Annotated in this window: 24 protein-coding genes and 1 tRNA gene; 17 read left to right on the plus strand and 8 right to left on the minus strand. The window is 73.1% G+C overall.

The genetic code is table 11. From position 1 onward, the window contains the following. The first annotated feature begins 30 nt into the window (after positions 1-30). From modA to DEI91_RS10445, 3 genes are read left to right on the plus strand one after another with little or no spacing between them, the layout of a single operon-like run. A complete protein-coding gene (gene modA, locus DEI91_RS10435; RefSeq protein WP_111052231.1) occupies positions 31-813 on the plus strand; it encodes a molybdate ABC transporter substrate-binding protein in 783 nt (260 codons plus the stop codon). Then, entirely contained in the window at positions 810-1,658 is an 849-nt protein-coding gene (locus DEI91_RS10440) for an ABC transporter permease (protein ID WP_375537682.1), read from the plus strand. Before modA ends, DEI91_RS10440 begins: the two co-directional genes overlap by 4 nt. A 59-nt stretch (positions 1,659-1,717) precedes the next feature. Continuing rightward, on the plus strand, positions 1,718-2,674 hold the full coding sequence (locus tag DEI91_RS10445) for an ABC transporter ATP-binding protein (protein WP_220038070.1): 957 nt from the start codon (positions 1,718-1,720) through the stop codon (positions 2,672-2,674). Between the two features lie 202 nt (positions 2,675-2,876). Here the strand turns inward: DEI91_RS10445 and DEI91_RS10450 are convergent, their stop codons facing one another. Genes DEI91_RS10450 through DEI91_RS10460 form a run of 3 tightly spaced genes read right to left on the minus strand, consistent with a single transcriptional unit; the run spans position 2,877 to position 5,716 of the window. Then, positions 2,877-3,116 carry a MoaD/ThiS family protein gene (locus DEI91_RS10450; protein WP_111052232.1) on the minus strand — a complete coding sequence of 80 codons (240 nt, stop codon included), beginning with the start codon at positions 3,114-3,116 and terminating at the stop codon, positions 2,877-2,879. 4 nt (positions 3,117-3,120) lie between these two features. Then, positions 3,121-4,245, minus strand: coding sequence for a GTP 3',8-cyclase MoaA (moaA, locus tag DEI91_RS10455; RefSeq protein WP_258374385.1), 1,125 nt, complete (start codon positions 4,243-4,245; stop codon positions 3,121-3,123). A gap of 4 nt (positions 4,246-4,249) precedes the next feature. Further along, positions 4,250-5,716: a glycosyltransferase family 87 protein gene (locus tag DEI91_RS10460; protein WP_111052233.1), complete on the minus strand. Its 1,467-nt coding sequence runs from the start codon at positions 5,714-5,716 to the stop codon at positions 4,250-4,252. Positions 5,717-5,737: 21 nt separating this feature from the next. Between DEI91_RS10460 and DEI91_RS10465 the strand changes: the two genes are divergently transcribed. From DEI91_RS10465 to pheA, 4 genes are read left to right on the plus strand one after another with little or no spacing between them, the layout of a single operon-like run. Beyond that, a complete protein-coding gene (locus DEI91_RS10465; protein WP_181439565.1) occupies positions 5,738-7,075 on the plus strand; it encodes a molybdopterin-dependent oxidoreductase in 1,338 nt (445 codons plus the stop codon). Further along, positions 7,072-7,569: a hypothetical protein gene (locus tag DEI91_RS10470; protein WP_111052234.1), complete on the plus strand. Its 498-nt coding sequence runs from the start codon at positions 7,072-7,074 to the stop codon at positions 7,567-7,569. The genes DEI91_RS10465 and DEI91_RS10470 overlap by 4 nt, the downstream gene beginning before the upstream one ends. Positions 7,570-7,579: 10 nt before the next feature. Then, positions 7,580-8,641 carry a bifunctional helix-turn-helix transcriptional regulator/GNAT family N-acetyltransferase gene (locus DEI91_RS16845; RefSeq protein WP_309148053.1) on the plus strand — a complete coding sequence of 354 codons (1,062 nt, stop codon included), beginning with the start codon at positions 7,580-7,582 and terminating at the stop codon, positions 8,639-8,641. Positions 8,642-8,680: 39 nt separating this feature from the next. Further along, complete coding sequence (pheA, locus tag DEI91_RS10485) at positions 8,681-9,640, plus strand: prephenate dehydratase (RefSeq protein ID WP_111052235.1); 960 nt, start codon at positions 8,681-8,683, stop codon at positions 9,638-9,640. A 27-nt stretch (positions 9,641-9,667) separates the two neighbouring features. Here pheA and DEI91_RS10490 read toward each other — a convergent pair whose 3' ends face one another. Further along, positions 9,668-10,735, minus strand: coding sequence for a diacylglycerol kinase family protein (locus DEI91_RS10490; RefSeq protein ID WP_111052236.1), 1,068 nt, complete (start codon positions 10,733-10,735; stop codon positions 9,668-9,670). Positions 10,736-10,874: 139 nt separating this feature from the next. Here DEI91_RS10490 and serS point away from each other — a divergent pair, with 139 nt between their 5' ends. The 7 genes from serS (at position 10,875) to DEI91_RS10525 (ending at position 16,038) form a co-directional block, all read left to right on the plus strand. Beyond that, positions 10,875-12,146, plus strand: coding sequence for a serine--tRNA ligase (serS, locus tag DEI91_RS10495; protein ID WP_110825990.1), 1,272 nt, complete (start codon positions 10,875-10,877; stop codon positions 12,144-12,146). Beyond that, complete coding sequence (locus tag DEI91_RS10500) at positions 12,143-13,012, plus strand: HAD family hydrolase (protein WP_111052237.1); 870 nt, start codon at positions 12,143-12,145, stop codon at positions 13,010-13,012. The genes serS and DEI91_RS10500 overlap by 4 nt, the downstream gene beginning before the upstream one ends. A gap of 84 nt (positions 13,013-13,096) precedes the next feature. Beyond that, positions 13,097-13,181 (plus strand) — tRNA-Ser (locus DEI91_RS10505). Beyond that, positions 13,140-14,027 (plus strand): SDR family NAD(P)-dependent oxidoreductase, encoded by an 888-nt coding sequence (locus DEI91_RS10510; RefSeq protein WP_258374386.1) that lies wholly within the window; start codon positions 13,140-13,142, stop codon positions 14,025-14,027. The genes DEI91_RS10505 and DEI91_RS10510 overlap by 42 nt, the downstream gene beginning before the upstream one ends. Next, a complete protein-coding gene (locus DEI91_RS10515; protein WP_111052238.1) occupies positions 14,024-14,869 on the plus strand; it encodes a helix-turn-helix transcriptional regulator in 846 nt (281 codons plus the stop codon). Before DEI91_RS10510 ends, DEI91_RS10515 begins: the two co-directional genes overlap by 4 nt. Before the next feature lie 124 nt (positions 14,870-14,993). Further along, positions 14,994-15,188 (plus strand): hypothetical protein, encoded by a 195-nt coding sequence (locus DEI91_RS10520; RefSeq protein WP_111052239.1) that lies wholly within the window; start codon positions 14,994-14,996, stop codon positions 15,186-15,188. 202 nt (positions 15,189-15,390) lie between these two features. Further along, complete coding sequence (locus DEI91_RS10525; protein WP_111052240.1) at positions 15,391-16,038, plus strand: ScbR family autoregulator-binding transcription factor; 648 nt, start codon at positions 15,391-15,393, stop codon at positions 16,036-16,038. A 120-nt stretch (positions 16,039-16,158) separates the two neighbouring features. Here DEI91_RS10525 and DEI91_RS10530 read toward each other — a convergent pair whose 3' ends face one another. After that, entirely contained in the window at positions 16,159-17,424 is a 1,266-nt protein-coding gene (locus DEI91_RS10530; protein WP_111052241.1) for an AI-2E family transporter, read from the minus strand. Positions 17,425-17,508: 84 nt separating this feature from the next. After that, a complete protein-coding gene (locus DEI91_RS10535) occupies positions 17,509-17,937 on the minus strand; it encodes a BLUF domain-containing protein (RefSeq protein WP_181439566.1) in 429 nt (142 codons plus the stop codon). A gap of 82 nt (positions 17,938-18,019) precedes the next feature. Here DEI91_RS10535 and DEI91_RS10540 point away from each other — a divergent pair, with 82 nt between their 5' ends. From DEI91_RS10540 to DEI91_RS10550, 3 genes are read left to right on the plus strand one after another with little or no spacing between them, the layout of a single operon-like run. Further along, positions 18,020-18,730 (plus strand): MSMEG_4193 family putative phosphomutase, encoded by a 711-nt coding sequence (locus DEI91_RS10540; RefSeq protein WP_111052243.1) that lies wholly within the window; start codon positions 18,020-18,022, stop codon positions 18,728-18,730. A 33-nt stretch (positions 18,731-18,763) separates the two neighbouring features. Then, positions 18,764-19,297, plus strand: a complete 534-nt coding sequence (locus DEI91_RS10545; protein WP_111052244.1) for a DUF3090 domain-containing protein — start codon at positions 18,764-18,766, stop codon at positions 19,295-19,297. Then, the gene (locus DEI91_RS10550) at positions 19,294-20,124 is read left to right on the plus strand and encodes an SCO1664 family protein (protein WP_111052245.1); all 831 of its coding nucleotides are present in this window, start codon (positions 19,294-19,296) and stop codon (positions 20,122-20,124) included. The genes DEI91_RS10545 and DEI91_RS10550 overlap by 4 nt, the downstream gene beginning before the upstream one ends. A gap of 70 nt (positions 20,125-20,194) precedes the next feature. Here the strand turns inward: DEI91_RS10550 and DEI91_RS10555 are convergent, their stop codons facing one another. Further along, positions 20,195-22,243: a VWA domain-containing protein gene (locus DEI91_RS10555; protein WP_111052246.1), complete on the minus strand. Its 2,049-nt coding sequence runs from the start codon at positions 22,241-22,243 to the stop codon at positions 20,195-20,197. After that, on the minus strand, positions 22,233-23,621 hold the full coding sequence (locus DEI91_RS10560; protein ID WP_111052247.1) for a magnesium chelatase: 1,389 nt from the start codon (positions 23,619-23,621) through the stop codon (positions 22,233-22,235). Before DEI91_RS10560 ends, DEI91_RS10555 begins: the two co-directional genes overlap by 11 nt. Positions 23,622-23,751: the final 130 nt, after the last annotated feature.

Consider the following 23,751-nt stretch of genomic DNA (forward strand, 5'->3'; position numbering starts at 1 on the left):
GAGCCGCATCTGCGGCAGAGCGGAGGGGCGATGCGACGCAGGACCGCGATCGGTGCCGTCCTCCTGCTGGCGCTCACCGCCGCCGGGTGTGCGAGCGGTCCCGCCGCCGACCGGGCGACCGGAGGCACGCAGCGCGGTCCCGCGGGCACGGTCACGGTGTTCGCCGCGGCCTCGCTCCAGCAGACCTTCACGACGCTCGGGCGGGACTTCGAGCGCGCCCACCCCGGCACCACGGTGAGGTTCTCGTTCGGCGGGTCGAGCGACCTCGTCGCACAGGTCCGCGAGGGCGCCCCTGCCGACGTCCTCGCCTCCGCCGACCAGGCGAGCACCGACGCGCTCGGAGCCGACCTGCTGGCCGGCCGACCGCGCGTCTTCGCGACGAACACGCTCGAGATCGCGGTCGCTCCGGGCAACCCGCTGCACGTGTCCGACCTGGCGGACCTCACGGCGTCCGACGTGCAGCTCGTGACGTGCGCCGTGCCGGTGCCGTGCGGCGCCGCGACCGCCGCCGTCGAGCGGGCGACCGGCGTCGACCTGCACCCGGTCAGCGAGGAGCAGTCCGTGACCGACGTCCTCGGCAAGGTCACGTCCGGCCAAGCGGACGCCGGCATCGTGTACCGCACTGACGTCCAGGGGGCGGGCGACGACGTCGTGGGCGTCCCGTTCGCCGCCGCCGCGGACGCCGTGAACACCTACCCGATCAGCGTGCTCCGGGACGCGGCGGACCCGGCCACCGCCCGGGCCTTCATGGCCTCCGTGCTGTCGCCCGCCGGCCAGCGCGTGCTCGCCGCGGCCGGCTTCGGGACGCCCTGACCGTGGCCCGCACGACCGCCCGCGCCGCCGTCGCGCGCCGCTCCTCCGGCCGCACCGGCACCGTCCGTCGTGCACCGGTCCCGTGGTGGCTGCCGCTGCCGGCCGTGCTGGGCGGCCTGTTCGTCGTCGTCCCGGTGCTCGCGATGGTCGGCCGTGTCGAGTGGGGCTCCTTCCTCGCGCTCGTCACGTCGCCCGCGTCCCGTACGGCGCTCGGCCTGAGCCTCGGGACCGCGGCGGCGGCGACCGGGGTGTCCTTCGTGCTCGGGTACCCGCTCGCGGTGCTCTTCGCCCGGTCCCGGTCACGGTGGGTCGGCGTGGCACGCGCGGTCGTGCTGCTGCCCCTCGTCCTGCCGCCGGTCGTCGGGGGGCTCGCGCTCCTGGCGGCCTTCGGGCGGATGGGCGTCGTCGGGGCGTTCCTGGACGAGCACGGACTGCGGATCGCGTTCACCACGGTGGCGGTCGTCATGGCGCAGACGTTCGTCGCGATGCCGTTCCTGGTGTCCGCCGTCGAGGGTGCCCTGCGGGTCGAGGGGGACCGGTACGAGCGGGTGGCGGCGACGCTCGGTGCCGGACCGACCCGGACGTTCCTGACCGTCACGACGCCGCGGGTGCTGCCGGGGATCCTGTCCGGCCTGGTGCTCTGCGCCGCCCGGGCGCTCGGTGAGTTCGGCGCGACGCTGACCTTCGCGGGCAGCCTGCAGGGCGTCACGCGGACCCTGCCGCTCGAGGTGTACCTGCAGCGCGAGGTCGACCCGGACACCGCGGTCGCCCTCGCCCTCGTGCTCGTGGTCGTCGCGGTGCTCGTCATCGGGGTCGCCTCGGTCCGCACCCGGACGGCGTCGTGACCGGGTCGGGGGACGTCCGCGCCGGCCTGGTCGCACACGTGGTCAGGCACGATCGCGACGTGGACGTCACCCTGACCGTCGGTCCCGCGGAGTGCGTGGCCCTCGTCGGTGCGAACGGGTCCGGCAAGTCGACCGTCCTCGACGCGATCGCGGGCCTCCTGCCGCTCGACGGCGGCGAGGTCCGCTCCGACGGCCGGGTCCTCGCCGGGCTCGGACGGAGCGTCCCGGCGCACCGGCGGCGCATCGGGCTCGTGGCCCAGCGGTCCGACCTGTTCCCGCACCGCACCGTCCTCGCGAACGTCGCCTTCGGACCGCGCGCCGCGGGCCGCTCCGGACGGGAGGCCCGTCTGACGGCCCGGCAGGCGCTGACCGCCGTCGGGGCGGCCGACCTGGCGGACCGGGCGCCCGGCACCCTGTCCGGCGGACAGGCGCAGCGCGTCGCGATCGCCAGGGCACTGGCCGCGGACCCCGCCGTCGTCCTGCTCGACGAACCGACCTCGGCGCTCGACGTCGGCGCCCGCGAGGACGTCCGCGCCGCCCTCCGCACGGCGGTGTCCGGGCGGCCGAGCATCCTCGTGACGCACGACCCGGTGGAGGTGATGGCGCTCGCCGACCGGGTCGTCGTGCTCGAGGACGGCCGGGTGGTGGAGTCCGGCGTCCCGGCGGACGTGCTCGCACGGCCGCGCAGCGGGTTCGCGGCGGCGTTCTCGGGGCTGGTCGTGCTGCACGGCACCGCGACGGCGGACGGGATCCTGCTCGCCGGCGCCGGCGCCGGCGCCGGCGCCGCCGGCGACGACGGCGACGACGGCGGCGGTGGGGGCGGGAGTGCGCTCGTGTCGGCGACGCACGGCGTGCCTCCCGGGCGACCCGTCTCGGCGGCGTACCACCCGACGGCGGCCGTCGTGACGCCGGACGACGCGGCCGCAGGCGACCACGGCCTCCCGCAGGTCGTCCGCGCCCTCGAACCGCGGACGGCCTGGTCCGGCTCCGCACCGACGACCTGTCCGCCGACCTGACGCTGGCCGCGGTCGCCGCGCTCCGGGTGACCGCCGGTACGGCCGTGCGGGTGCACGTCCCGCCCGCCGAGCTCACCGTCTGGGAACGCTGAGGGCTCTCCGCTGGGCGCTCCCCGCGAGGCCGCCTTCCGCTGAGCGCTCTCCGCGGGGCCGTTCTCCGCGGGGCGCTCTCCGCGGGCGCCGGCCTCGGGCCGCCGCTCGGTCAGCCGCCGGCGAACGGGGGCATGACGTCCACGAGGTCGACCCCGTGGAGCGACGTCGTCCGGTCGCGGGTGGTCACCCCGTCCACCAGGTACGAGCAGCGTTCCTGCAGGGCGGCCCAGCGCTCCGGGTCGGCGGCGGACACCTGGCGGAGGGCCTCGTCGAGCGAGTCCGCCGTGACGGTCGTGTCGTCGAGTCCGACCGCGGCCCGGGCGGCCGCGAAGAAGCGCAGGGTCGTCATGTCCTCATCCTCCGATCGCGCTCATGCCCCGGGTCGGGTGCACGAGGCCGTCGGTGTCGTCGCCGTGGTCGCGGGGCTTCGCCCACATCGCTCGACGCCAGCGGTCCAGGACGTCGGCGTCGTCCCCACCGGCGCGGAGGGGGCCGAGCAGGTCGGTCTCGTCGTCGGAGAACAGGCAGCTGCGGACGTGGCCGTCGGCGGTGAGGCGGGTCCGCGTGCAGTCGCCGCAGAACGACTCGGTGATGCTCGCGATGACCCCGACGGTGCCGAGGTCCGCACCGGTCGCCCGGGACCGCACCCGGTAGCGCTCGGCGGGCGCGCCGTTCCGCGGGGCGTCGTCCGGGGTGAGGACGTACTCGGCGCTGAGCAGCTCACGGATCTGGACGGCCGTGATCATGGTCGTGGCATCCCAGGCGTGCCCGGGGTCGAGCGGCATCTGCTCGATGAACCGCAGCTCGTGGCCGCGCTCCAGGCACCACGCGAGCAGCTCGGACGCCAGGTGGTCGTTCACCCCGCGGAGCAGGACCGCGTTGACCTTCACCCCGAGGCCGGCGTCGGCCGCGGCGGCGATCCCCTCGAGGACGCGGTCGAGGAACGGGCGGCGGGTGACCTCGGCGAAGACGTCCGGGTCCACGGTGTCGAGCGAGACGTTCAGTCGGTGCAGTCCGGCGGCGCGCAGCGCTGCCGCGCGACCCGCGAGTCCGATCGCGTTCGTGGTGAGGGACAGCTCGAGGTCGGGGTGGGCGGCCGCGCACCGGGCGATGACGTCGACGAGGTCCTTGCGGAGGAGCGGTTCGCCGCCCGTGAAGCGGACCTTGCGGATGCCGAGCTCGCGCGCGCCGAGCCCGACGAGCCGGGCGATCTCGTCCGCGGACATGAGCGCGGCGTCGGGCGCGAAGGGCAGACCTTCGGCCGGCATGCAGTAGGTGCAGCGGAGGTTGCAGCGCTCGGTCAGGGACACCCGCAGGTCGACGGCGTACCGGCCGAACCGGTCCACCAGGCCCGGGTCGCCGTCGGGCCGAGGCGGGAGGCCCGGATGCTGTGCGACCAGGGGGTGCACCGCGGTGTCCGTCGCTCCCGCACGCACACGGCTCAGCAGACCCGTCGAGGGGAGCATCTGGGCCGGCATGTCGTCAGGATACGTCGCGGGGACCGCGGCTCGCGTCCCCGGCGGGCACCGGGGCTCCCTGGCTCCGGCCGAGCAGGCGGTCCCGCCACCGGAGCCAGTCCTCGCGGCGCGTGCGGAGGAGGGTGACGACGAGCACGACGGCGATCGCCGCGAGCAGCCACCACCGGTAGGCGACGACCGACGGCCACACCCCGCGCAGCGCGATGGCGAGCGTCAGGGACAGCCACTCCCACCGGCCGGACAGCACGACGAACGGGATGAGCAGCAGCGCGTACCAGGGGTAGCGCGGGGTCACCGCGAGGAAGGTCACGCCGATCATGAACACCTGGCCGGACCACGGGTTCGCGGGGTCCGACACCCGCCAGGCGATGACCGCCGCGGCGAGGACGATGAGGCCCACGGCGATCGTCGCCGCGTCGCCGGGCAGGACCTTCGCCACCAGGGCGAAGCGGGAGCCGTCCTCGTAGCCCTCCTCCGACAGGTAGCCGGGCAGGTACCCGAGCACCTTCGGCCCGGTCGAGAGCACGTACGGCACGTAGAGCAGCCCGAACACCGCGATGCCGACCGGGACCGCCCACCAGCTCCGCCACCGGCCGAGCAGCGCCGGGTAGACGATCGCCGGGATGAGCTTCGTCGCGGTCGCGGCCCCGAGCGCGATGCCGCCCCAGATCGGCCGACCGAACGCCACGAGCACCGCACCCGCGGTCGCCAGCGCGGCCCCGACGACGTCGACGTGCGAGTTCGTCACGGCCTCGGCGGCGACGAGCGGGGACCAGGCCCACAGCGCCGCCCACCACGCCGGCCGGCCGATGCGGCGGAGGACGACGAGCAGACCGACCGTCACGCCGAGCGAGACGAGCAGTCCGGCGACCTGGAACGGCATGTACTGCGCCGTGACCGGCACGGAAGCCCGGACCAGGGCGAACCAGAGCTCGGCCATCGGCGGGTAGATCGTCGGCACGTCCGGACGGTTGAGCGCCGTGCAGTGCCCGAGCGCCCCGTCCCCGAGGCCGCGGTACCGAGGTTCGAGGGGCTTGCAGGTGCCGTCGACCTTGTCGGGGAACAGCCAGTCCGGCCGCAGACCTGCCAAGGCCTCGGACTGCGGCGTGTGCGCGTAGGGGGACACCCCGGCGTGCTGCACGATGCCGTCCCAGGCGTAGCGTGCGGAGTCGGTGCTCGTGTTCGGCGGCCCGACGAGGGCCGCGATGCCGACCACGACCGCACCACCGAGCACGATCCGCGTCACGAGGTGCGGCGGCACGAACCTGAGCGCCAGCACCGAAGCGGCGAAGACCGCCCAAGCGATGAGCGTCCAGGTGACGAATGGAGAGCGATGACCCTCCCGGAGGAACCCCAGATGCGTGACACCCACCGCGATGACGGCGCCGAGCGCGAGCACGCCCACCACGGCGAGCAGCGTGGCGACGAGTCCGGTCGAGGGGCGGCGGCCGGGGTGCAGTCGTTCGCTCATGGTCCGTCGAGGCTAGCGGGCGTGCAGCGCCTCCTCCTGGACGCACGGAGCGCGATGGCGTCGCCGAACCGCACCGCGCGCTCGGCGGTCGTCACCGGTCGGCTGCTCGGGATCGCGTTCCTCGTCTGCTTCGCCACCGGCGTCTACAGCCACCTGCTGCAGGAACCGCCCGGGTGGATGCGCTTCCCGACCCGGCCGGTGCAGCTCTACCAGGTCACGCAGGGCCTGCACGTCACCGCCGGCATCGCCGCGATCCCGCTGCTGCTCGCCAAGCTGAACGTCGTCATGCCGGCGCTGCTGCAGACCCCGCCGGTCCGCGGGGTCCTGCACGGGCTCGAGCGGCTGTCGATCGCGGTGTTCGTGGCGGCCGCGCTCATCCAGGTCGTGACCGGACTGCTCAACACCTTCCAGTGGTACCCGTGGCCGTTCCCGTTCCGGCAGGTGCACAACGCCCTCGCGTACGTCATCATCGGCTCGCTCGTGCTGCACATCGGCGCGAAGCTGCGCATCATCACGCGGTACTGGCGATCGCGCGACGCGTTCGACGAGCACGGTCGGTTCGTCGTGGACCGCACGGTGGGCAGCGACCTGCCCGACCCCGCCCTGGAGGCCCGCCCCGACTCCGCCCCGACCGCCCGCGGGTTCGTCGGTCGCCTCCACCGCTGGATCGACGGCGCTCCGCCGGTCGCGGACCGCGCGGCACCGGACCCGGCCACCGACGCCCACGCCGACGCCGACGCGGACGCCGAGGGCGGGCGCCAGCGTCTCGCCCGCCGCGGGTTCATCGCCGGCGTCACGGCGGCCACGGCCGGCGTCGTCGTCCTCACGGCCGGCCAGTCGTCGGTGCTCGCCGAGCCGTTCAACGTCTTCGCTCCCCGGAAGCGGCACATCGGACAGAACGGGCTGCCGGTGAACCGGACGGCTCGCGCCGCCGGGGTCCTCGCCACCGCGACCGCCGCCGACTGGGCGCTCACCGTCGCCGGCCCGGCGGTCAGCCGGACGTTCTCCCGCGCCGAACTCGTCGCCCTGGGTCAGGCCGAGGCGCGGCTCCCGATCTCGTGCGTGGAGGGCTGGAGCCAGATGGCGAGCTGGAAGGGTGTCCGGATGCGCGATCTCCTCGCGGCGGTGCAGTCCGACCCGGACGTGCGCGTGCGGGTGACGAGTCTGGAGCAGAACGGCAGCTACCGGGTGATGGAGATGGGACCGGAGTACACCGCCGACCCGACGACCCTGGTGGCCCTCGAGCTGAACGGTGCGACGCTCGACCTGGAGCACGGGTTCCCGGCGCGGATCATCGCCCCGGGACGACCCGGCGTCCTGCAGACCAAGTGGATCGAACGGATCGAGGTCATCGCATGAGCGCCCTGCCCGCCCCCGAGCGCCTCGACCGGCGGATCCGGGTGGCGCGGACCGTCCTGGTGCTCGTCGGCCTGCTCGTCATCGCCTTCGGCGCCTGGGTCCTGCTGACCTCGGTCCGCCCGCACCGCATCGGTGGCCTGCTCGTCTGGCTCCTCGCTGCGGTCGTGCTCCACGACGCCGTGCTGTCGCCGTTCGTGCTCGCCGTCGGCGCGAGCCTCCGGCGCGCGGGCCGTGCGCTGCGGGCGTGGGTGCTCGTGGTGGTGCAGGCCACGGTCGTCCTCGGCAGCGTGCTCGCGCTCGTCGTCGTCCCGGAGATCGTCGCGAAGTCCGAAGGCACGAAGAACCCCACGGTCCTGCCGTTCGACTACACCGCCCGGCTGCTCGTCGTCGAGGGCGTGCTCGTCGCGGTCGTCGTGGCCGCACTCGTGGTCGGCGCGGTCACGGCTCGACGACGTCCGCACGAACCTGCGGTTGCAGCGACAACCTCTCCGTAGGATGAACGCCATGACCGACGACACGCCCTGGCTCTCCCGGGAGCAGCTGCGTGCCTGGATGGGGTTCGTCGCCGTCATGGAACTCCTGCCCGCCGCCCTCGACCAGCAGCTCCAACGGGACGCCGACCTGACGCTGTTCGACTACATGGTCATCGCGATGCTCTCCGAGCGGGACTCCCGCACCCTGCGGATGTCGGTGCTCGCCTCGGCCACGAACGCGTCCCTCCCGCGGCTGTCGCACGTCGTGTCCCGCCTCGAGAAGCGCGGACTCGTCGCCCGGTGCCCGTCCTCCGAGGACCGCCGGGCCACCGACGTCCGGCTCACCGACGCCGGCTTCGACCACATCGTCGCCGCCGCGCCGGACCACGTCCGCACCGCGCGGCGGCTCGTGATCGACGCGCTCACCGACGAGCAGGTCGCCGAGCTCGACACGATCTCCCGCGTCCTCCTCGCCCGTGTCGACCCCGAGGGCCGGTTCGCCGCGGTGAGCAACATGCCCGGCGACGACACGGTCTCCGACACCGCGATGTGCGAGGCGCGCTTGACGGGCACCGCCGAGGAGTCGCTGCCGGACACCGTCGACGGCATCCGGTACCGCGCGGCCACCGCCGAGGACGTGCCCCTGCTCCGCCGGGCGACGCTCGACGCGATGAACTGGTCGGGGGAGCGGTTCGTCGACGCCGACCTCGACCGGCCCGAGTTCGCCCACTACTCCACCGCGTTCGACCCCGAGCGGCCCGGTGCCGCCGACCTCGGCGTCGTGGCGACCGACGAGGACGGGCCCGTCGGCGTCGCGTGGGCGGTGCACCTGCCCCCCGAGGACCCCGGGTACGGGTTCGTCGACGCGGACGTGCCCGAGCTCACCCTCGCCCTCGACGCCCGGGCACGCGGCCGCGGGATCGGGGCGGCGCTGCTCACCCGGCTCGTCGCCGCGGCGCGGGACGCCGGGTGGCCCGGGATGAGTCTGAGCGTCGAGGACGGCAACACCGGCGCGCGCATCCTCTACGAACGAGCGGGGTTCCGGACCGTCGGACGGAACGGCGACTCGGACACCATGCAGCTCGTCCTCTGAGCGGCGGACGGGGCACCGCACGCCGATAGGCTCGCCGGTATGAGCCAGGCCGCCGACTCCCCGTCCGAGACCTACAGCTACCTCGGACCGGCGGGGACCTTCACCGAGGCGGCGCTCAAGCTCGTCGAGGCCGCGGTCGGCAAGCCCTGGCGGAGCGTCAACAACGTCGGCGAGGCGCTCGACGACGTCATGACCGGCCGCTCGGTCGGCGCCGTGATCGCGATCGAGAACAGCGTCGACGGCGGCGTGAGCGCCACGCAGGACGCCCTCGCCCGGATCCCCGGCGTGCGGATCGTGGGGGAGTACCTCGTCCCGGTCGACTTCGTGCTCGTCGCCCGCCCCGGCACGTCCCTGTCGGACGTCCGCACCGTGAACGCGCACCCGGTCGCCTACGCCCAGACGCACCACTGGCTCGAGGCGAACCTGCCGGGCCACGGGCACATCCCGGCGTCCTCGAACGTCGCCGCGGCGGCCGTGCTCCTCGACGACCACCCGACCGCCGACGCCGCCGTCGCCCCGCCCGGCATCACGGACCACTACGACCTCGCCGTGCTCGCCGACTCGATCGGCGACAACGCGAGCGCCGTCACCCGGTTCGTGCTCGTCTCGAAGACCCTGGCGATCCCGCCGCGGACCGGGTCCGACAAGACGAGCGTCATCGTCGAACTGCCCGCGGACCACCCCGGTGCCCTCGTCGACATGCTCGAGCAGTTCGCCACGCGGGGCATCAACATGGGGCTGCTGTCGTCACGGCCGATCGGCGACGAGCTCGGCCGCTACCGGTTCGTCATCGACCTGGACGGCCACGTGCACGACGAACGCGTCGCGGACGCCCTGCTCGGCCTCCGGCGGTTCAGCCCGCGGGTGACCTTCCTCGGCTCGTACCCGCGTGCGGACGGCCTCCGGTCCGAGGTCTCACCCCGGTACTCCGACCAGGCCTTCGTCGAGGCGCGCGACTGGCTGCGCGCGATCGTGAGCGGGGAGCCGGACGCGGGCTGAGCCTCCCGTCCGACACCCCCGCACGCGTCAGCGGCGGCGGGTCGCCCGCGTCTGGTCCTCGGGTCCGGCCACGCGGACCGTCAGACCGCCCGCGTCGATCTTCGCCCGGAAGGCGCGGACCTCGCCCACCGGGTCGCCGTCGATCTCGAACTCCTCGGCGCGCTCGAGCCGCGCGGTGAACTCCTCGCCGCGCAGGTAGCGCAGCGGGCGCTCGTCGCGGGTCTTCGTGACGATGGTCTTGCCGATCTCGGTCTTGCCGAGCGCCGAGCGACGGAAGCGGCGGAGGATCGCGTTCTCCCAGAACACGCGGGCCCCGATCCGGACCCAACCGAAGAACCCGTGCGGTCGCATCACGACGACGTCGAAGTAGCCGTCGTCGATCTCGGCGTCCGGCAGCAGGGTCGCGCCGGCCTGCAGCATGCCGCAGTTGCCGACGATGAGGGAGTGGGCCCGGACCGACCGGGTGCTCTGGCCGTCCAGGCGGTAGCGGAACTCGATGGCGTCGGAGTCCCGCAGCGACCGGACGAGCGAGTCGACGTAGGCGAGCCAGCCGACCTTCTTCTTCAGCTCGTCGTTCGTGTTCACGAGCATCCGTGCGTCGAGCCCGAGGCCCGCCATCACGAGGAAGCCGAACTGCTCACGGGAGCCGTCGGGCCGCTCGACGTGCACGGTGCCCATGTCGATCTCGCGGTCCTCGCCGTGGAAGATCGTGTGCGCACTGGCACCGAGGTCGTCGATCGGCGCGGGGATGTTGCGGGCGAGCAGGTTGCCCGTGCCGCTCGGCAGCAGGGCGAGCGCGGCGTCGGACCCGTGCACGACCTCGGCGACGGCGCGGACCGTCCCGTCACCACCGGCCGCGGCGATGACGTCCGCACCGGCCTCGAGCGCCTCCCGGGCCATGCCGCCGCCCGGGTCCTCCTCGCTCGTGGCGTACCACTTGGTCTCGGACCAGCCGGCCTCGCGCTGGTACCGGTTCACGGTGCGCTTCAGGGACGGCAGGTGGACCTTGACGGGGTTGTAGATGACTGCGGCGGTGCGCTGGTCCGTGGCAGGGGCGTCCTCCGGCACGGCGGTGGCTTCCGAGGGCGTCGACATACCGTCAACGCTACCGGGCACCGGCTGCGCGGTCCGGAACGTGACCACGTCCGGGACGGGAGCGCGGGTCGGGCCGGTGCCGGGCCTCCCGTCCGGAGCGTCCACCGGTCGGACACCGGGTCCCCGGTAAGCTGGGCCGGTGATCGACCCCCAGCTGTTGCGCGACGAACCGGACCTCATCAAGGCCTCGCAGGCGGCGCGCGGCGCCTCCGTCGACGTCGTCGACCAGGCCGTCGCCGCGGACGCAGCGCGACGCAGCGCCATCACGGCGTTCGAGGCGCTCCGCGCCGAACAGAACGCGTTCGGCAAGACCGTCGCGAAGGCCCCGAAGGACGAGAAGGCCGCGCTCGTGCAGCAGGCGCAGGCGCTCGCCGCGAAGGTGAAGGAGGCGCAGGCCACCGTCACCGCAGCCGAGGACACCTTCAACTCAGTCGTCCGCGCGATCCCCAATGTGGTGCTGCCGGACGTGCCCGCGGGTGGCGAGGACGACTTCGTCACCCTGCGCACCGTCGGCACGAAGCCGTCGTTCGCCTTCGAGCCGAAGGACCACGCCGACCTCGGCGAGTCCCTCGGCATCATCGACATCGCCCGCGGCGTCAAGGTCTCCGGCTCGCGGTTCTACTTCCTCAAGGGGATGGGCGCCCGCCTCGAGATCGCGCTCATGTCGCTCGGCCTCGACCGCGCCGTGCAGCACGGGTTCGAGCCCCTGATCACGCCCACCCTCGTGCGCCCCGAGACGATGGCCGGCACGGGCTTCCTCGGTGAGCACGCTGCCGAGGTCTACCGGCTCGAGGCCGACGACCTGTACCTGACCGGCACGAGCGAGGTCGCCCTCGCCGGCTACCACGCGGACGAGATCCTGCAGTTCCCGTCCGAGGACGACCCGGCCCTCCGCTACGCCGGCTGGTCGACCTGCTACCGGCGGGAGGCCGGGTCGGCGGGCAAGGACAACCGCGGCATCCTCCGGGTGCACCAGTTCAACAAGCTCGAGATGTTCGCCTACGTCCACCCGGACCAGGCCGACGCCGAGCACCAGCGGCTCATGTCGTACCAGGAGTCGATGCTGCAGGACCTCGGGCTGCACTACCGCGTGATCGAGACCGCCGCGGGTGACCTCGGGACGAGTGCCGCGCGCAAGTACGACCTCGAAGCCTGGGTGCCGACGCAGGGCACCTTCCGCGAGCTGACCTCGACGTCGAACTGCACGACGTTCCAGGCCCGCCGTCTCGACATCCGGTACCGCACCGAGAGCGGCAAGACCGCGCCGGTCGCGACCCTCAACGGCACGCTGGCCACCACCCGCTGGCTCGTCGCGATCCTCGAGACGCACCAGCAGGAGGACGGCTCGGTCGTCATCCCCGAGGTGCTCCGGCCCTACCTGGGCGGCGTCGAGGTGATCGAACCCCGATGAGCTCCTCACGCGGCTTCGTGGACGGTTCCGACGCGGCATCGGGCCGGGATGCCGCTGCGCCGGCGCGGGTGAAGCGCTGGCTCGTCGCGCTCGACATCGACGGCACGACCATGCGCGAGGACGGCGTCATCACCGACACCGTCATCCGGGCCGTCCGCGACGCCGAGGCCGCCGGGCACGAGGTCATGCTCTCCACCGGCCGCAGCGAGGGCATGACCGTCCCGCTGCTCGAGCAGCTCGGCATCGAGCCGCGGTACCTCGTCTGTGCGAACGGCGCACTCACGCTCGAGCGCACCCCCGACGGCGCGTACGAGCGCGTCCACGTCGAGACCTTCGACCCGACCGAGGTGCTGCAGACCATCCGCGGGGCCTTGCAGAACGGGGCGTACGGCGTCGAGGACGAGACCGGCCACTACCTGCTGTCCGGCGACTTCCCGGACGACACCATGACCGCGTCCGGCGACCACGTCGACTTCGAGCAGCTGCTGAACGTCCGCGCCACCCGCGTCGTCGTCATCTCCCCGGAGCACGGGCTCGAGGAGTTCTTGCAGATCGTCGACCGGATGGGTCTGCACAAGGTCTCGTACACCGTCGGTTGGACGGCCTGGCTCGACATCGCTCCCGAGGGCGTCACGAAGGCCACCGCGATGGAGCGGGTCCGCGAATGGCTCGACATCCCGCGCTCCCGCGTCTTCGCGGCCGGTGACGGACGCAACGACATCGACATGCTGCGCTGGGCCTCCACCTCCGGCCGTGGTGTCGTGATGGGGCAGGCGCCGGACGACGTCGTCGACGCCGGGAGCGAGATCACCGGTGGCGTCACGGACGACGGGCTCGCGGCGGCGCTCGACACCCTGCCGCGCTGAGGCGCGGCCGGCGCTCCGCCGCCGGACGGGAGGCCCGGTAGACTGCTCGGGACGCGGTCACGTCTCGCCACGTGGTCGCGTCACGGAGGGTTGTCCGAGTGGCCGATGGAGCCTGTCTTGAAAACAGGTGGGCAGCGATGTCTCGTGGGTTCGAATCCCACACCCTCCGCAGTGTTCCCCGCTCGTCGGCTCTGACAGGTCCTGCGGGGGACCCGGGACCGTTCGCACCACCGACCTAGCGTCGAGGCATGGACATCACCACACGCTCAGTCGTCATCGTCGGCGCCACCTCCGGCATCGGCCTCGAACTCGCCCGGCGCTTCCGGGACGCCGGTGCTCCGTCGTCATCGGCGGCCGACGCACCGACCTGCTCGACCAGCTCCGAACCGAGGGCTTCGGCACGGTCACGATCGACGTCACGGACAGTGCTTCGGTCGATGCTGCCCGCGACACCGTACTCGACCTCCTGCCCGACCTGGACACCGTCGTGACCATGTCGGGCATCGGCGTTCCCGAGGACCTCCGCGACCCGGCGCACTTCGTCGACGCCGAGCGGACGATCGACGTCAACGTGCTCGGCACCATCCGGGTCGTCGACGCCTTCACCCCGCACCTGCTCGCGCGGGGGAGCGGCACCATCGTCACCGTGAGCTCGGGCATCGGCTTCCTGCCCTTCCCGCTCATGGCCTCGTACGGTGCCTCGAAGGCGGCCGTCCACGCCTACAGCGAGGCGCTCCGAGCACAGCTCGCCGGGACCGGTGTCGACGTCGCCGAGCTCGTGCCGCCGGCGGTCGCCACGAGCATGGGGACCAGCAACCCGAACGCGCTCGACCTCGGGGCGTTCGGCGCCGAGGTGATGACGCTCCTGGCACAGGACCCGACGCCGCACGAGGTCCTGGTGCAGGGTGTCCTCATGCACCGGTGGGCGGAACGCGACGGCACCTACGACGACCTCGTCGCGCAGCGGTCGCGCGCGCTCGCGACGCTGCCCGGACGGTCTGGGACGGCCGCATGACCGCAGGCGGAGGCCCGGACGACGCCCCGACGAACCTGCTCGGCGCGTACCTGCAGGCACGACGTGGGCTCGTGACGCCTGAGCAGGCCGGCATCCCGGGTGGCGGGCTCCGACGCGTGCCGGGCCTCCGCCGCGAGGAGGTCGCCATGCTCGCGGGCGTCAGCACCGACTACTACCTGCGACTCGAGCGAGGCCGCGACACCCACCCGTCGCCGCAGGTCCTCGACGCACTCGCCCGTGTGCTGCGGCTCGACGACGTCGAACAGGCGCACCTCCGGCACCTCGCCGAGCCCGTCCGACGGAGTCGACCCCGTCGGAGTGCCGAGCGCGTCCCGGCCCGCCTGCACGCACTCCTCGCATCGCTCGACGTCCCCGCGTTCCTCGAGGGTCGCGCGTTCGACGTCCTCGCGGCGAACGACCTCGCGACCGCGTTCTCACCCCGCCTCCGGGTCGGCGAGAACCGGCTGCGGTCCCTGCTGCTCGACCCGGAGGAGCGGGCGTTCCACCGGGACTGGGAGCGTGCGGTCCAGCAGTTCGTCGGGGCGTTCCGGCGGTCGGTCGCGGACGCCGCGCAGGACCAACGGGTCGTCGAACTCGTCGGTGAGCTGTCGCTCGCGAGCGGACGCTTCCGACAGCTCTGGGCGCGGCAGGACGTCCGGGCACTCGAGGGCGGGTCGGTCACGGTCGACCACCCGGTCGTCGGCGAGTTGCACCTGCACCGCGACAAGCTGCCGGTCGACGGCCTCGTCCTCGTGCTCTACTACGCCGACCCGGGGAGCGAGAGTGCCGAGCGGCTCGGGCTGCTCGCATCGCTCATGCAGGAGGGAGCGCCGGGCCGGTGAGGCTCCGTGCCCGTGGGAGGGTTGCGTCGTGACGTCTCGAGCACCAGCACCAGGGCCCTACGGTGACCGGCGCCCCGCGGCCGCGTCGACCGGTCACGAGCCCGCGTGGAACAGACGAGCCGTCGTGCTCGGGGCATCCGCCGGTCTCACACTCCTCGCCGCGACAGCAGCCGTCGTCTGGAGCATCGTGATCGTGGTCACGGCGCCCGACGGTGGCGGGGCCGACTTCACCGTCGGGTACGTCGGCATCGCAGCGGTGTCACTCGTCGCGCTCGGCGGAGCCCTGGTCGACAGCGCTCGCCGAGCACGGCGTCGATGACGCGGGGCGGCGAACGACTGATCCCGAGGGATCCCCCTTCCCGCTGGGCTGCACGGGATGCCCCCGAGGTGTCCGGCGTCTGGATGACCAACGGCACGCCTCGGAGCGTGAGGACTCTTCGCTTCCGCGGTAGCCTTGTCGTCGGCGTGCACCGGTCGTTCTGTCCACGCCCAGCACCAGGGACCACGGGGGAACGAAGACCATGACGATGCCGACACCCGTGCCCGGACGCGGGACCGACCGCCGCACCGCGATCCTCGACGCGGCGGCCGTCGAGTTCGACCGGCAGGGGTTCGGGGCCGCGAGCATCGCCGGGATCGCCAAGGCAGCCGGGGTCAGCCAGGGCGCGATCCACTTCCACTTCCGCACGAAGCAGGCGATCGCCCTCGGGGTCATCGACGAGCAGAACGCCCGGACCTTCGCCGCCGTCTCGTTCGAGGACCCGTCGCCGCTCGGCGGACTGGTCGTCGCGTCCCGGACGATCGCCGGGCTCCTGCTCGAGGACGCCGTCGTGCGCGCGGGCATCCGGCTCTCGCTCGAGAACCGGGTCTTCTCCGGCGCCACCTCCGCCTTCTACGACCAGTGGATCGCGAGCGTCGTCGACGTCTTCCGGCTCGCGGTGGCCGCCGGTGAGGTCGACTCGACGGTCAGCGCCGAAGCGCTCGGGGCGACGGTCGTCCCGTGGTTCACGGGTGTGCAGCTCGTCTCGGACGTGCGTGCCGCGCGGGCGGACCTGCTCCCGGCCGTCGGGACGATGTGGCGCGTGCTCGCGCTCGCGTGCGTCGCCCCGGCGCACCGAGCGCGGCTGCTGGCGGTCGTCGATCGCTCGTTCGCCTGCCCGCCGGTCTGACCACGTCCCCGACGGACGCCCCGCCCGGGCTGACGGCGCCAGCGTCCGGCGGAACCACGGGAGGCCCGGACCGACCCCGGTGGGTCGGTCCGGGCCTCCCGTCCGGTCCCGGTGGTGGCGTCAGCCCGCCTTCGCGGCCTTCGCGGCCTGCTTCGCGCGGGCCTTCTCCGCCTTCTCGCGTCGTTCTGCGCGGGCCTTCTGCGCCTTCTCGCGTCGCTTCGCCCGCTTGTTCGCCCGTTCGTGGTCTTCGACGTCCTCGGAACGCTTCTGGCGCCACGGCTCGGCGGCGAGGTCCGGGCCGTCCCACACCTTGATCGCACCCCATGCGGCGGCGAGGAGCGGCACCGAGATGATCGCACCGGTGATGCCGGCGAGGACGGTGCCCGCGGTGAGGCCGATCAGGATGACCAGGCCGTGCAGACGGAGCGTCTTGCCCATGAGCACCGGCTGGAGGAAGTTGCCCTCGAGCTGGTTGACGAGCACCACGATGCCGATGACGATCAGCGCCGGCACCGGGCCGAGCGCGACGAGGGCGACGAGCGCTGCCAGGATGCCTGCTGCGGTGGCGCCGACGATCGGGATGAACGCCGTGATGAACACGATGACGGCCAGGGGCAGGGCGAGGGGGACGCCGACGATGGCGATGCCGACACCGATGCCGATCGCGTCGACGGCCGCGACGGTGGCGGTACCGCGGACGTAGCCGCCCAGGGTGGAGACGACCCGGTCACCGACGCGGCGGGCGCGGGTGTACGAGGCGCCGGTGAAGGGGCGGAGCAGGAACTCCCAGATGCGGGGCCCGTCCTTGAGGAAGAAGAACAGCACGACGATCATGAGCACGAGGCCGGTGAGGAAGTTCGCGGTCGCGGACGCGCCTGCGAGTGCTCCCGAGCCGAACTGGGCGCTCGTGACGAAGTCGGTGGCCGTGTTGACCGCGTCGTCGACCTGCGAGTCCGAGATGGCGAACGGCAACGTCGTGCTGAAGTCCTGCAGCTGCTGGAACCCCTGCACGGCCGACTTCTGCAGGCTCGACCACTGGTTCTCGACGGCGACGACGATGAGGTACCCGAGGAGTCCGAGGACGACGAGCACACCGAGGAGCACGGTCAGCGTCGCGAAGACGGACGGGAAACCGTGTCGGCGGAGCCAGGACACGACGGGGTGCATGGCCGAGGCGATGATGAGCGCCAGGAGCACCGGGATCGTGACGACGCTGAGCACCTGGCTCGCGTAGACGATGCCCGCGACGATGACCAGGATGATGATGACCTGCAGGCACCGGGTCGCGAGCTTGCCGAACGAGTCGGACCACGCGGCCCGCGCGCCGGTCAACGGCTCCGTCGGGGGAGTCGCGGGCGGGGCTGGGGTGGAACGGAAGAACGGCATGCCGCCGACGGTACAGACAGAACGGTGAGCGCGCCGCGGTGGTGCGCGCCGCGGTGGACGACGCCGTCCAGTGGACGAGTGGGGTCAGTCCTCGACGAGGTCCCGGTCGCGGAACCACTTCAGGAGCCAGGCGGCACTCGTGCGGTCGACGGTCGGCGCGAACTCGAGCGTGCCGGACAGGAACGGGCTGAAGCCCTCCTCGGCCGCGATGTCGGCGTCGTCGAGGCCGCGGTACGCCATCGACCAACCGTCGAAGCGGCGGTGCTCGATGTCCTCCCGGATCAGCGACCGGATCGTGTGGTGGCGCGGGTCCCGCTCGATCGCGGCGAACCGGTCGTCGACGCTCCACGCCGGGCCCTCCAGGAGCTGCATGAAGCGGCCGCCCTTGACGACGAGCAGCCCGGAGACGCCGAGCGCCTCGTTGCGCAGCCGCGCGGCGGCGAGCATCTCGGCGAGATCGTCCTCGGTGAACTCGTGCGTCGCGACGCTCATGTAGACGATGGAGACCAACACCGTTCGATTCTCGCGGGTCCGCGGATCGCCCGCACGTGCCTGTCCGCTGGTCGCACCGTCGGGCGCGCCTAGGATCGTCCCCATGGCGACCGTCCTCCTCGTCCGGCACGGGCGCACCACCGCGAACGCGACCGGACTCCTCGCGGGCCGCACTGCCGGCGTCGCCCTCGACTCCGTCGGCAAGCGCCAGGCAGCCGCGACGGCCGAGCGGATCGCCGCGGTGCCCCTCGCCGCGGTCGTCTCCAGTCCGCTGGAGCGGTGCCGACAGACCGCCCGTGCGATCACGGCCTTCCAGCCGGGCGACCCGCAGCAGCTCGTCGAGCGGGGCATCATCGAGGCGGACTACGGCGACTGGCAGAACCGCGCGATCAGCGACCTCGCGAAGGAGCCGCTCTGGCGGGTGGTGCAGACCAACCCCAGCGCGGTGGTGTTCCCGGGCGGGGAGTCGATGCAGACCATGCAGTCCCGGGCGGTGGCGGCGGTGCGCCGGCTCGACGCGCAGATCGAGGCCGAGCACGGTCCACAGGCGGTCTGGGTGGCGGTGAGCCACGGCGACATCATCAAGTCCGTCCTCGCCGACGCGCTCGGCATGCACCTCGACCTGTTCCAGCGCATCGCCGTGGGACCGGCCTCGGTGTCGATCGTCCGCTACGGCGAGCAGCGCCCCGAGGTCGTCGCGACGAACACCGAGTCGGGGGACCTCTCCTGGTTGGCGCGGGCAGCGGCACCGTCCGGCGACGCACCGGTCGGGGGCGGAGCGGGCCACGAGGACGCCGAGCGACCCACTCCCTGAACGGACGGAGGCGGCCGCTCCTACAATGCGGGTATGCCCCCCATCGTCCACGGCTTCGACTGGCCGGACAGACTCGTCGTCGGAACGATCGGACTCCCGGGCGAGCGGTCGTTCTACATCCAGGCCCGCGACGGCCGCCGCGTCGTGAGCGTCGCCATCGAGAAGGAACAGTCGGCCGTCCTGGCCGACAAGATCGACGAACTCCTCGACGAGGTCGCCACGGTGGAGGACAACCGCTTCAGCGTCCCCGACGCCGCCCCCACCGAGCTGCGCGACGGGGACCCGCTCGACCAGCCCGTGGAGCCCGAGTTCCGCGCCGGAGCCCTGAGCCTGGGCTTCGACCCCGCCACCGCGCAGGTGGTCATCGAGGCGTACCCGATCGAAGAAGACCTCGAGGTCGTCACCGAGTCCACCGGCGACGGCGACGAGGTCGAAGCGGTCGTCGAGCTCCCCGAGCCCACCGAACTCCTGCAGGTGAAGATCCCGGTCGGCACCGCCCGCGCGTTCGTCGAGCGCACCCGGGAGATCGTCGCCGCCGGACGACCGAACCCGCCCGAGCTCGGATGACGGTCCAGCGGGGCAGCGGTGACGGCTTCGCCGGCCTCGATGCCGCCAGCGCCTCGGTGCCGAGCGCACCGGGGGAGCTCCGGATCACCGGACGCATCCGCGAGGCTTCGAACGCCACCTTCGTCGCCCGGCTCGACGGCGAGGACGTCGTCTACAAGCCGATCGAGGGCGAGAAGCCGCTGTGGGATTTCCCGGACGGCACGCTCGCCGGCCGCGAGGTGTCCGCGTACCTCGTCTCCGAAGCCCTCGGGTGGAACGTCGTCCCGCCGACCTGGCTCGGGGACGGCCCCTTCGGCCCGGGGATGGTCCAGCGCTGGCAGGTCATCGACCCGGCGCAGGACGCGGTCGACCTGCTCCCGAGCGAGGAAGCCTCGGCCGCGGTCGCCGAGGGGACCGTGCGCGAGGTGCTCGACGCCGTCGACGAGAACGAGCAGGCGGTCACCCTGGTGCACGAGGACACGGCGGTCCTCCGGCGGATGGCGGTCTTCGACGTCGTCACGAACAACGCGGACCGCAAGGGCGGCCACGTCCTGGCGATGCCGGACGGTCACCGCTTCGGCGTCGACCACGGTCTGACCTTCCACGCCGAGCACAAGCTCCGGACCGTGCTGTGGGGCTGGATCGGCGAGCCGCTCACCGACGACGAGGTCGCCGGGCTCCAGCGGCTGTCCGAGGCGCTCCGTGGCGAGCTCGGCGAGACCCTCCGGGAGCACCTGACGGACGACGAACTGTCGGCCCTCCGCGGTCGGTGCGCCGCGCTCGCCGCGGTGCGGGCGTTCCCGCCGCCGACCGGGTCCGGGCCGGCCGTGCCCTGGCCCGTCTTCTGACGCTGGCCGGTCGCCGGCCGGGAGGCGCGCCTCCCGTCCGGCAGTCGGCACCAGTCGGTCCCGTCGCCGCTCAGGCGAAGCGCCCGAAGGCGCTGCCCCACAGCCCGTCGTCGCCGGAGGCCGAGCCGGAGCCGCGCCTGGCCCCCAGGTAGGAGCCGACCACCGCGACGCCGAGGTCCTCGTTCTCCGGAGCGGTCACCGTGCCGTCGACCCGGCGGGCCATGCCGTCGACGAAGCGTGCCAGACCGGGGTCGTCGCCGAGGCGGAAGAACGTCGTCTTCGCGCCGAGACGGTGGGCGTTCTCCAACTCGCGGACGCTCAGGGCGATGGTCACCGGGTCCGGCGGGTAGCTGAAGTACACCTGCCCGTTCGGCTCCAGGTGCGACGTCGGCTCGCCGTCCGTGACGATGAGCAGGACCGGCTGTGCGTTCGGGTGCTTCCGGAAGTGCCGGTTCGCGAGCAGCAGGGCGTGGTGCAGGTTCGTCCCCTTGTCCCACATCGCGTCGAGGCCGACGAGCTGTTCGACGTCCATCACCTCGGCTTCGCGACCGAACGCGATGAGCTGCAGGTCGTCGCCGCGGAACCGCGTCGAGATGAGCGTGTGCAGCGCCAGGGCCGTCCGCTTCATCGGGACCCACCGGTCCTCCATCGCCATCGAGAACGAGGTGTCGACGAGCAGCGCGACGGCGGCCTGCGTGCGGGCCTCCGTCTCCTGCACCTCGACGTCCTCGATCTGCAGGCGGACACCGGCACCGGAACGTGTTCCGTCGCCCGCGGTCCTGGTCAGGGCGTTCGTGATCGAGCGCGTGACGTCCCACGGTTCGGTGTCGCCGAACTCCCACGGCCGGGTCGAGCCCGAGCGGTCACCGGCGGCTCCGGCCCGGCGCAGGTCACGCGCGCCCTGTCGGCCGGACATCCGCTCGGCGACGTCCTTGAGCAGGCTCTTCCCGAGCTGCCGCATCGCCCTGGGGGTGAGACGGAGCTGGCCGTCCGTGCCCCGGCGCAAGGACCCGGAGTTCCGCAGCGCCTTCTCGAGCTGCTGCAGGGTGCGGGCGTCCACGGCGGCCTGGTCGCCGAGCTGCTGCGCGAGGGCGTCGAGGTCCAGGTCGTCGAGTTCCGAGCCCGGACCGACCTGCGCGAGCTGGTCGGCGAGGGCGTCGAGGTCCGCGATGTCCTGGAAGACCCCGGTCCCGTCGCCGAGTCCGAGGCCCTGCTCGCCGTCCATCCCCTCGGAGCCGCCCCAGTCCTCGCCGGGACGGAGCGCGCGGAGGTTCTCGTCCAGCTGGGACAGCGCGCCCATCAGGGCGGGGGAGCCGAACGCCTGCTCGGCGAGGGCGTCGAGTTCGTCGCGCTGCTCCTGCGTCATCGAGTTCCGCATCCGCTGGGCGGCGGCGGACCGGGCGGCGAGGTCGTCGAGGAGCTCGTCGACGTCCTTCGGGTTGCTCGGGAACTGGTCACCGTGCTGCGCCATGAACGCGTCGAACTGCTCCTGCGTGTCCTCGCCGCGGCGGTGGGCGTCGAGCAGGTCGTTGAGGTCCTGCATCATCTCTGCGACCGCGGCCCGGTCGTCGTCGGTCGCGTTCTCGAGCGCCTGCTTCATGCCGGCGAAGCGCTGGTCGAGCATCTCCCGACCGAGCAGGTCCCTGATCTGCTCGTACTTCTGCCGGGCCGCGGGGCTCGTCCACCCGTAGCCGCTGAGCTCGCGCACGGCGGCCGCGGGAGACGCCGGGAGGCTGTCGAGCTGCATCTCGGCGAGTGCCCGGTCGCCGTCGTCCATCGCGGTGTCCCGGGCGAGCTGGCCGCGCTCGGCGAGGACGGCCTCGTCGAGGAGCTGCCGGACCTCCTGCAGGGTGCCGTCGAGGTTGTTCCGGCTGGTGAGCTCCCGGCGCTTCTCGGCGACGAGCCGGGCGAGGTCGTCGAGCCCGCGCTGGGTCGGACCGCCACGGCGGAGGAACTCTCGCATCGCGCGTTCGGGCGAGGTGCCGGCCATGACGTCCTCGCCGATGGCGTCGAGCGCCTCGGCGAGGTCGACGGGCGGTGCCAGGGGGTCCGGGCCGCCCTCGTACCGGCCGTAGCGGGTGTCCCGGCTCAGCCGCCGGTTCGGGCGGCTAGATGCCATACGCTGCTTCGCCCCCGCCGGACTCCTTGCTGATGCGCCGCGCGAGGAACAGCCCCTCGAGCGCCAGTTCGACGGCGCCGGCCCGTTCGCCGTCGTTCGTCGCCCCGACACGTTCGCAGACCTGGTCGTACAGGTCGGACTCGCCGAGCGACGGCAGGCCGGCGAGGAAGTCCCGCGCGCTGACCTGCTCACCCGTGGTCACCATCGTCCCGGCTTCGAGCGCGTCCACGAGGACGCCGAAGTCGAGCCCCCGGAAACGCGAGCGGACGGTCTCGGCGGTCGCGGTGCGCAGCAGGTGTTCGAGCACCTCGTCGGCGCGGTCCTCTTCCCCGGACTCGAACTCGATCTTGCCGCCGAGGACGTCGACCGCGGTCTCGAGGTCGATCGGCCGGGCGACGGCCTCGGGCTCGCCCTGGCGCGCGGCACGGTGCACGGCCGCCGCGGAGACGGTCTCGGCGCCGGCGATCGAGAAGCGGGCGCTGACGCCGCTGCGCTGATCGACCGCGCTCGACTCGCGGAGCGCCCGGGTGAAGCGGGCGAGGATCTCGATGAGCGGGTCCGGGACGTCGGCGGTCAGGTGTGCCTCTTGCCGGATCACCGCGATCTCGTCCTCGAGCTCGATCGGGTAGTGCGTGCGGATCTCGGCACCGAAGCGGTCCTTGAGCGGCGTGATGATCCGGCCGCGGTTCGTGTAGTCCTCGGGGTTCGCGCTCGCGACGATGAGCACGTCGAGCGGCAGGCGGAGGACGTACCCGCGGATCTGGACGTCCCGCTCCTCCATCACGTTGAGCATCGCGACCTGGATGCGCTCGGCGAGGTCGGGCAGCTCGTTGATCGCGACGATGCCCCGGTGGCCGCGCGGGATGAGCCCGAAGTGGATCGTCTCCGGGTCGCCGAGGCTGCGACCCTCCGCGACCTTCATCGGGTCGACGTCGCCGATGAGGTCCGCGACGCTCGTGTCCGGCGTCGCGAGCTTCTCGACGTAGCGCTCGTCACGGTGCACCCACGAGATCGGCAGGGCGTCGCCGAGGTCCTCGGCCCGCCGGATGCTCGCCGTGGTGATCGGCTCGAACGGGTGCTCGCCGAGCTCGGAGTCGGTGATGACCGGCGTCCACTCGTCCATCAGGCCGTTCAGGGTGCGGAGCAGCCGGGTCTTGCCCTGGCCGCGCTCGCCGAGCAGGACGACGTCGTGCCCGGCGATGAGGGCTCGTTCGAGCTGCGGGATGACGGTCGTCCGGAACCCGTGCAGGCCGGGCCAGGGGTCGCGGCCCTCGCGGAGGGCGGTCAGCAGGTTGTCGCGGATCTCGGCGCGGACCGACTTCTGGACGTGCCCAGCAGCGCGGAGCTCGCCGACCGTGGTGATGTCTGGTCGGGTCACGGGCGCCACGGTACGCCTGCCCGCCGACGCTGGCGACCACGTGCCGGGCGGGAGCGTCGAGCCGGTCCGGCCCCGCGCCTCCCGTCCGAGACGCCCCCGTCAGCCTGTGACGCCGCGCTGCTGCCGAGAC

Origin of the sequence: Curtobacterium sp. MCBD17_032 (genome assembly GCF_003234855.1) — a bacterium.
Lineage (GTDB): Bacteria > Actinomycetota > Actinomycetes > Actinomycetales > Microbacteriaceae > Curtobacterium.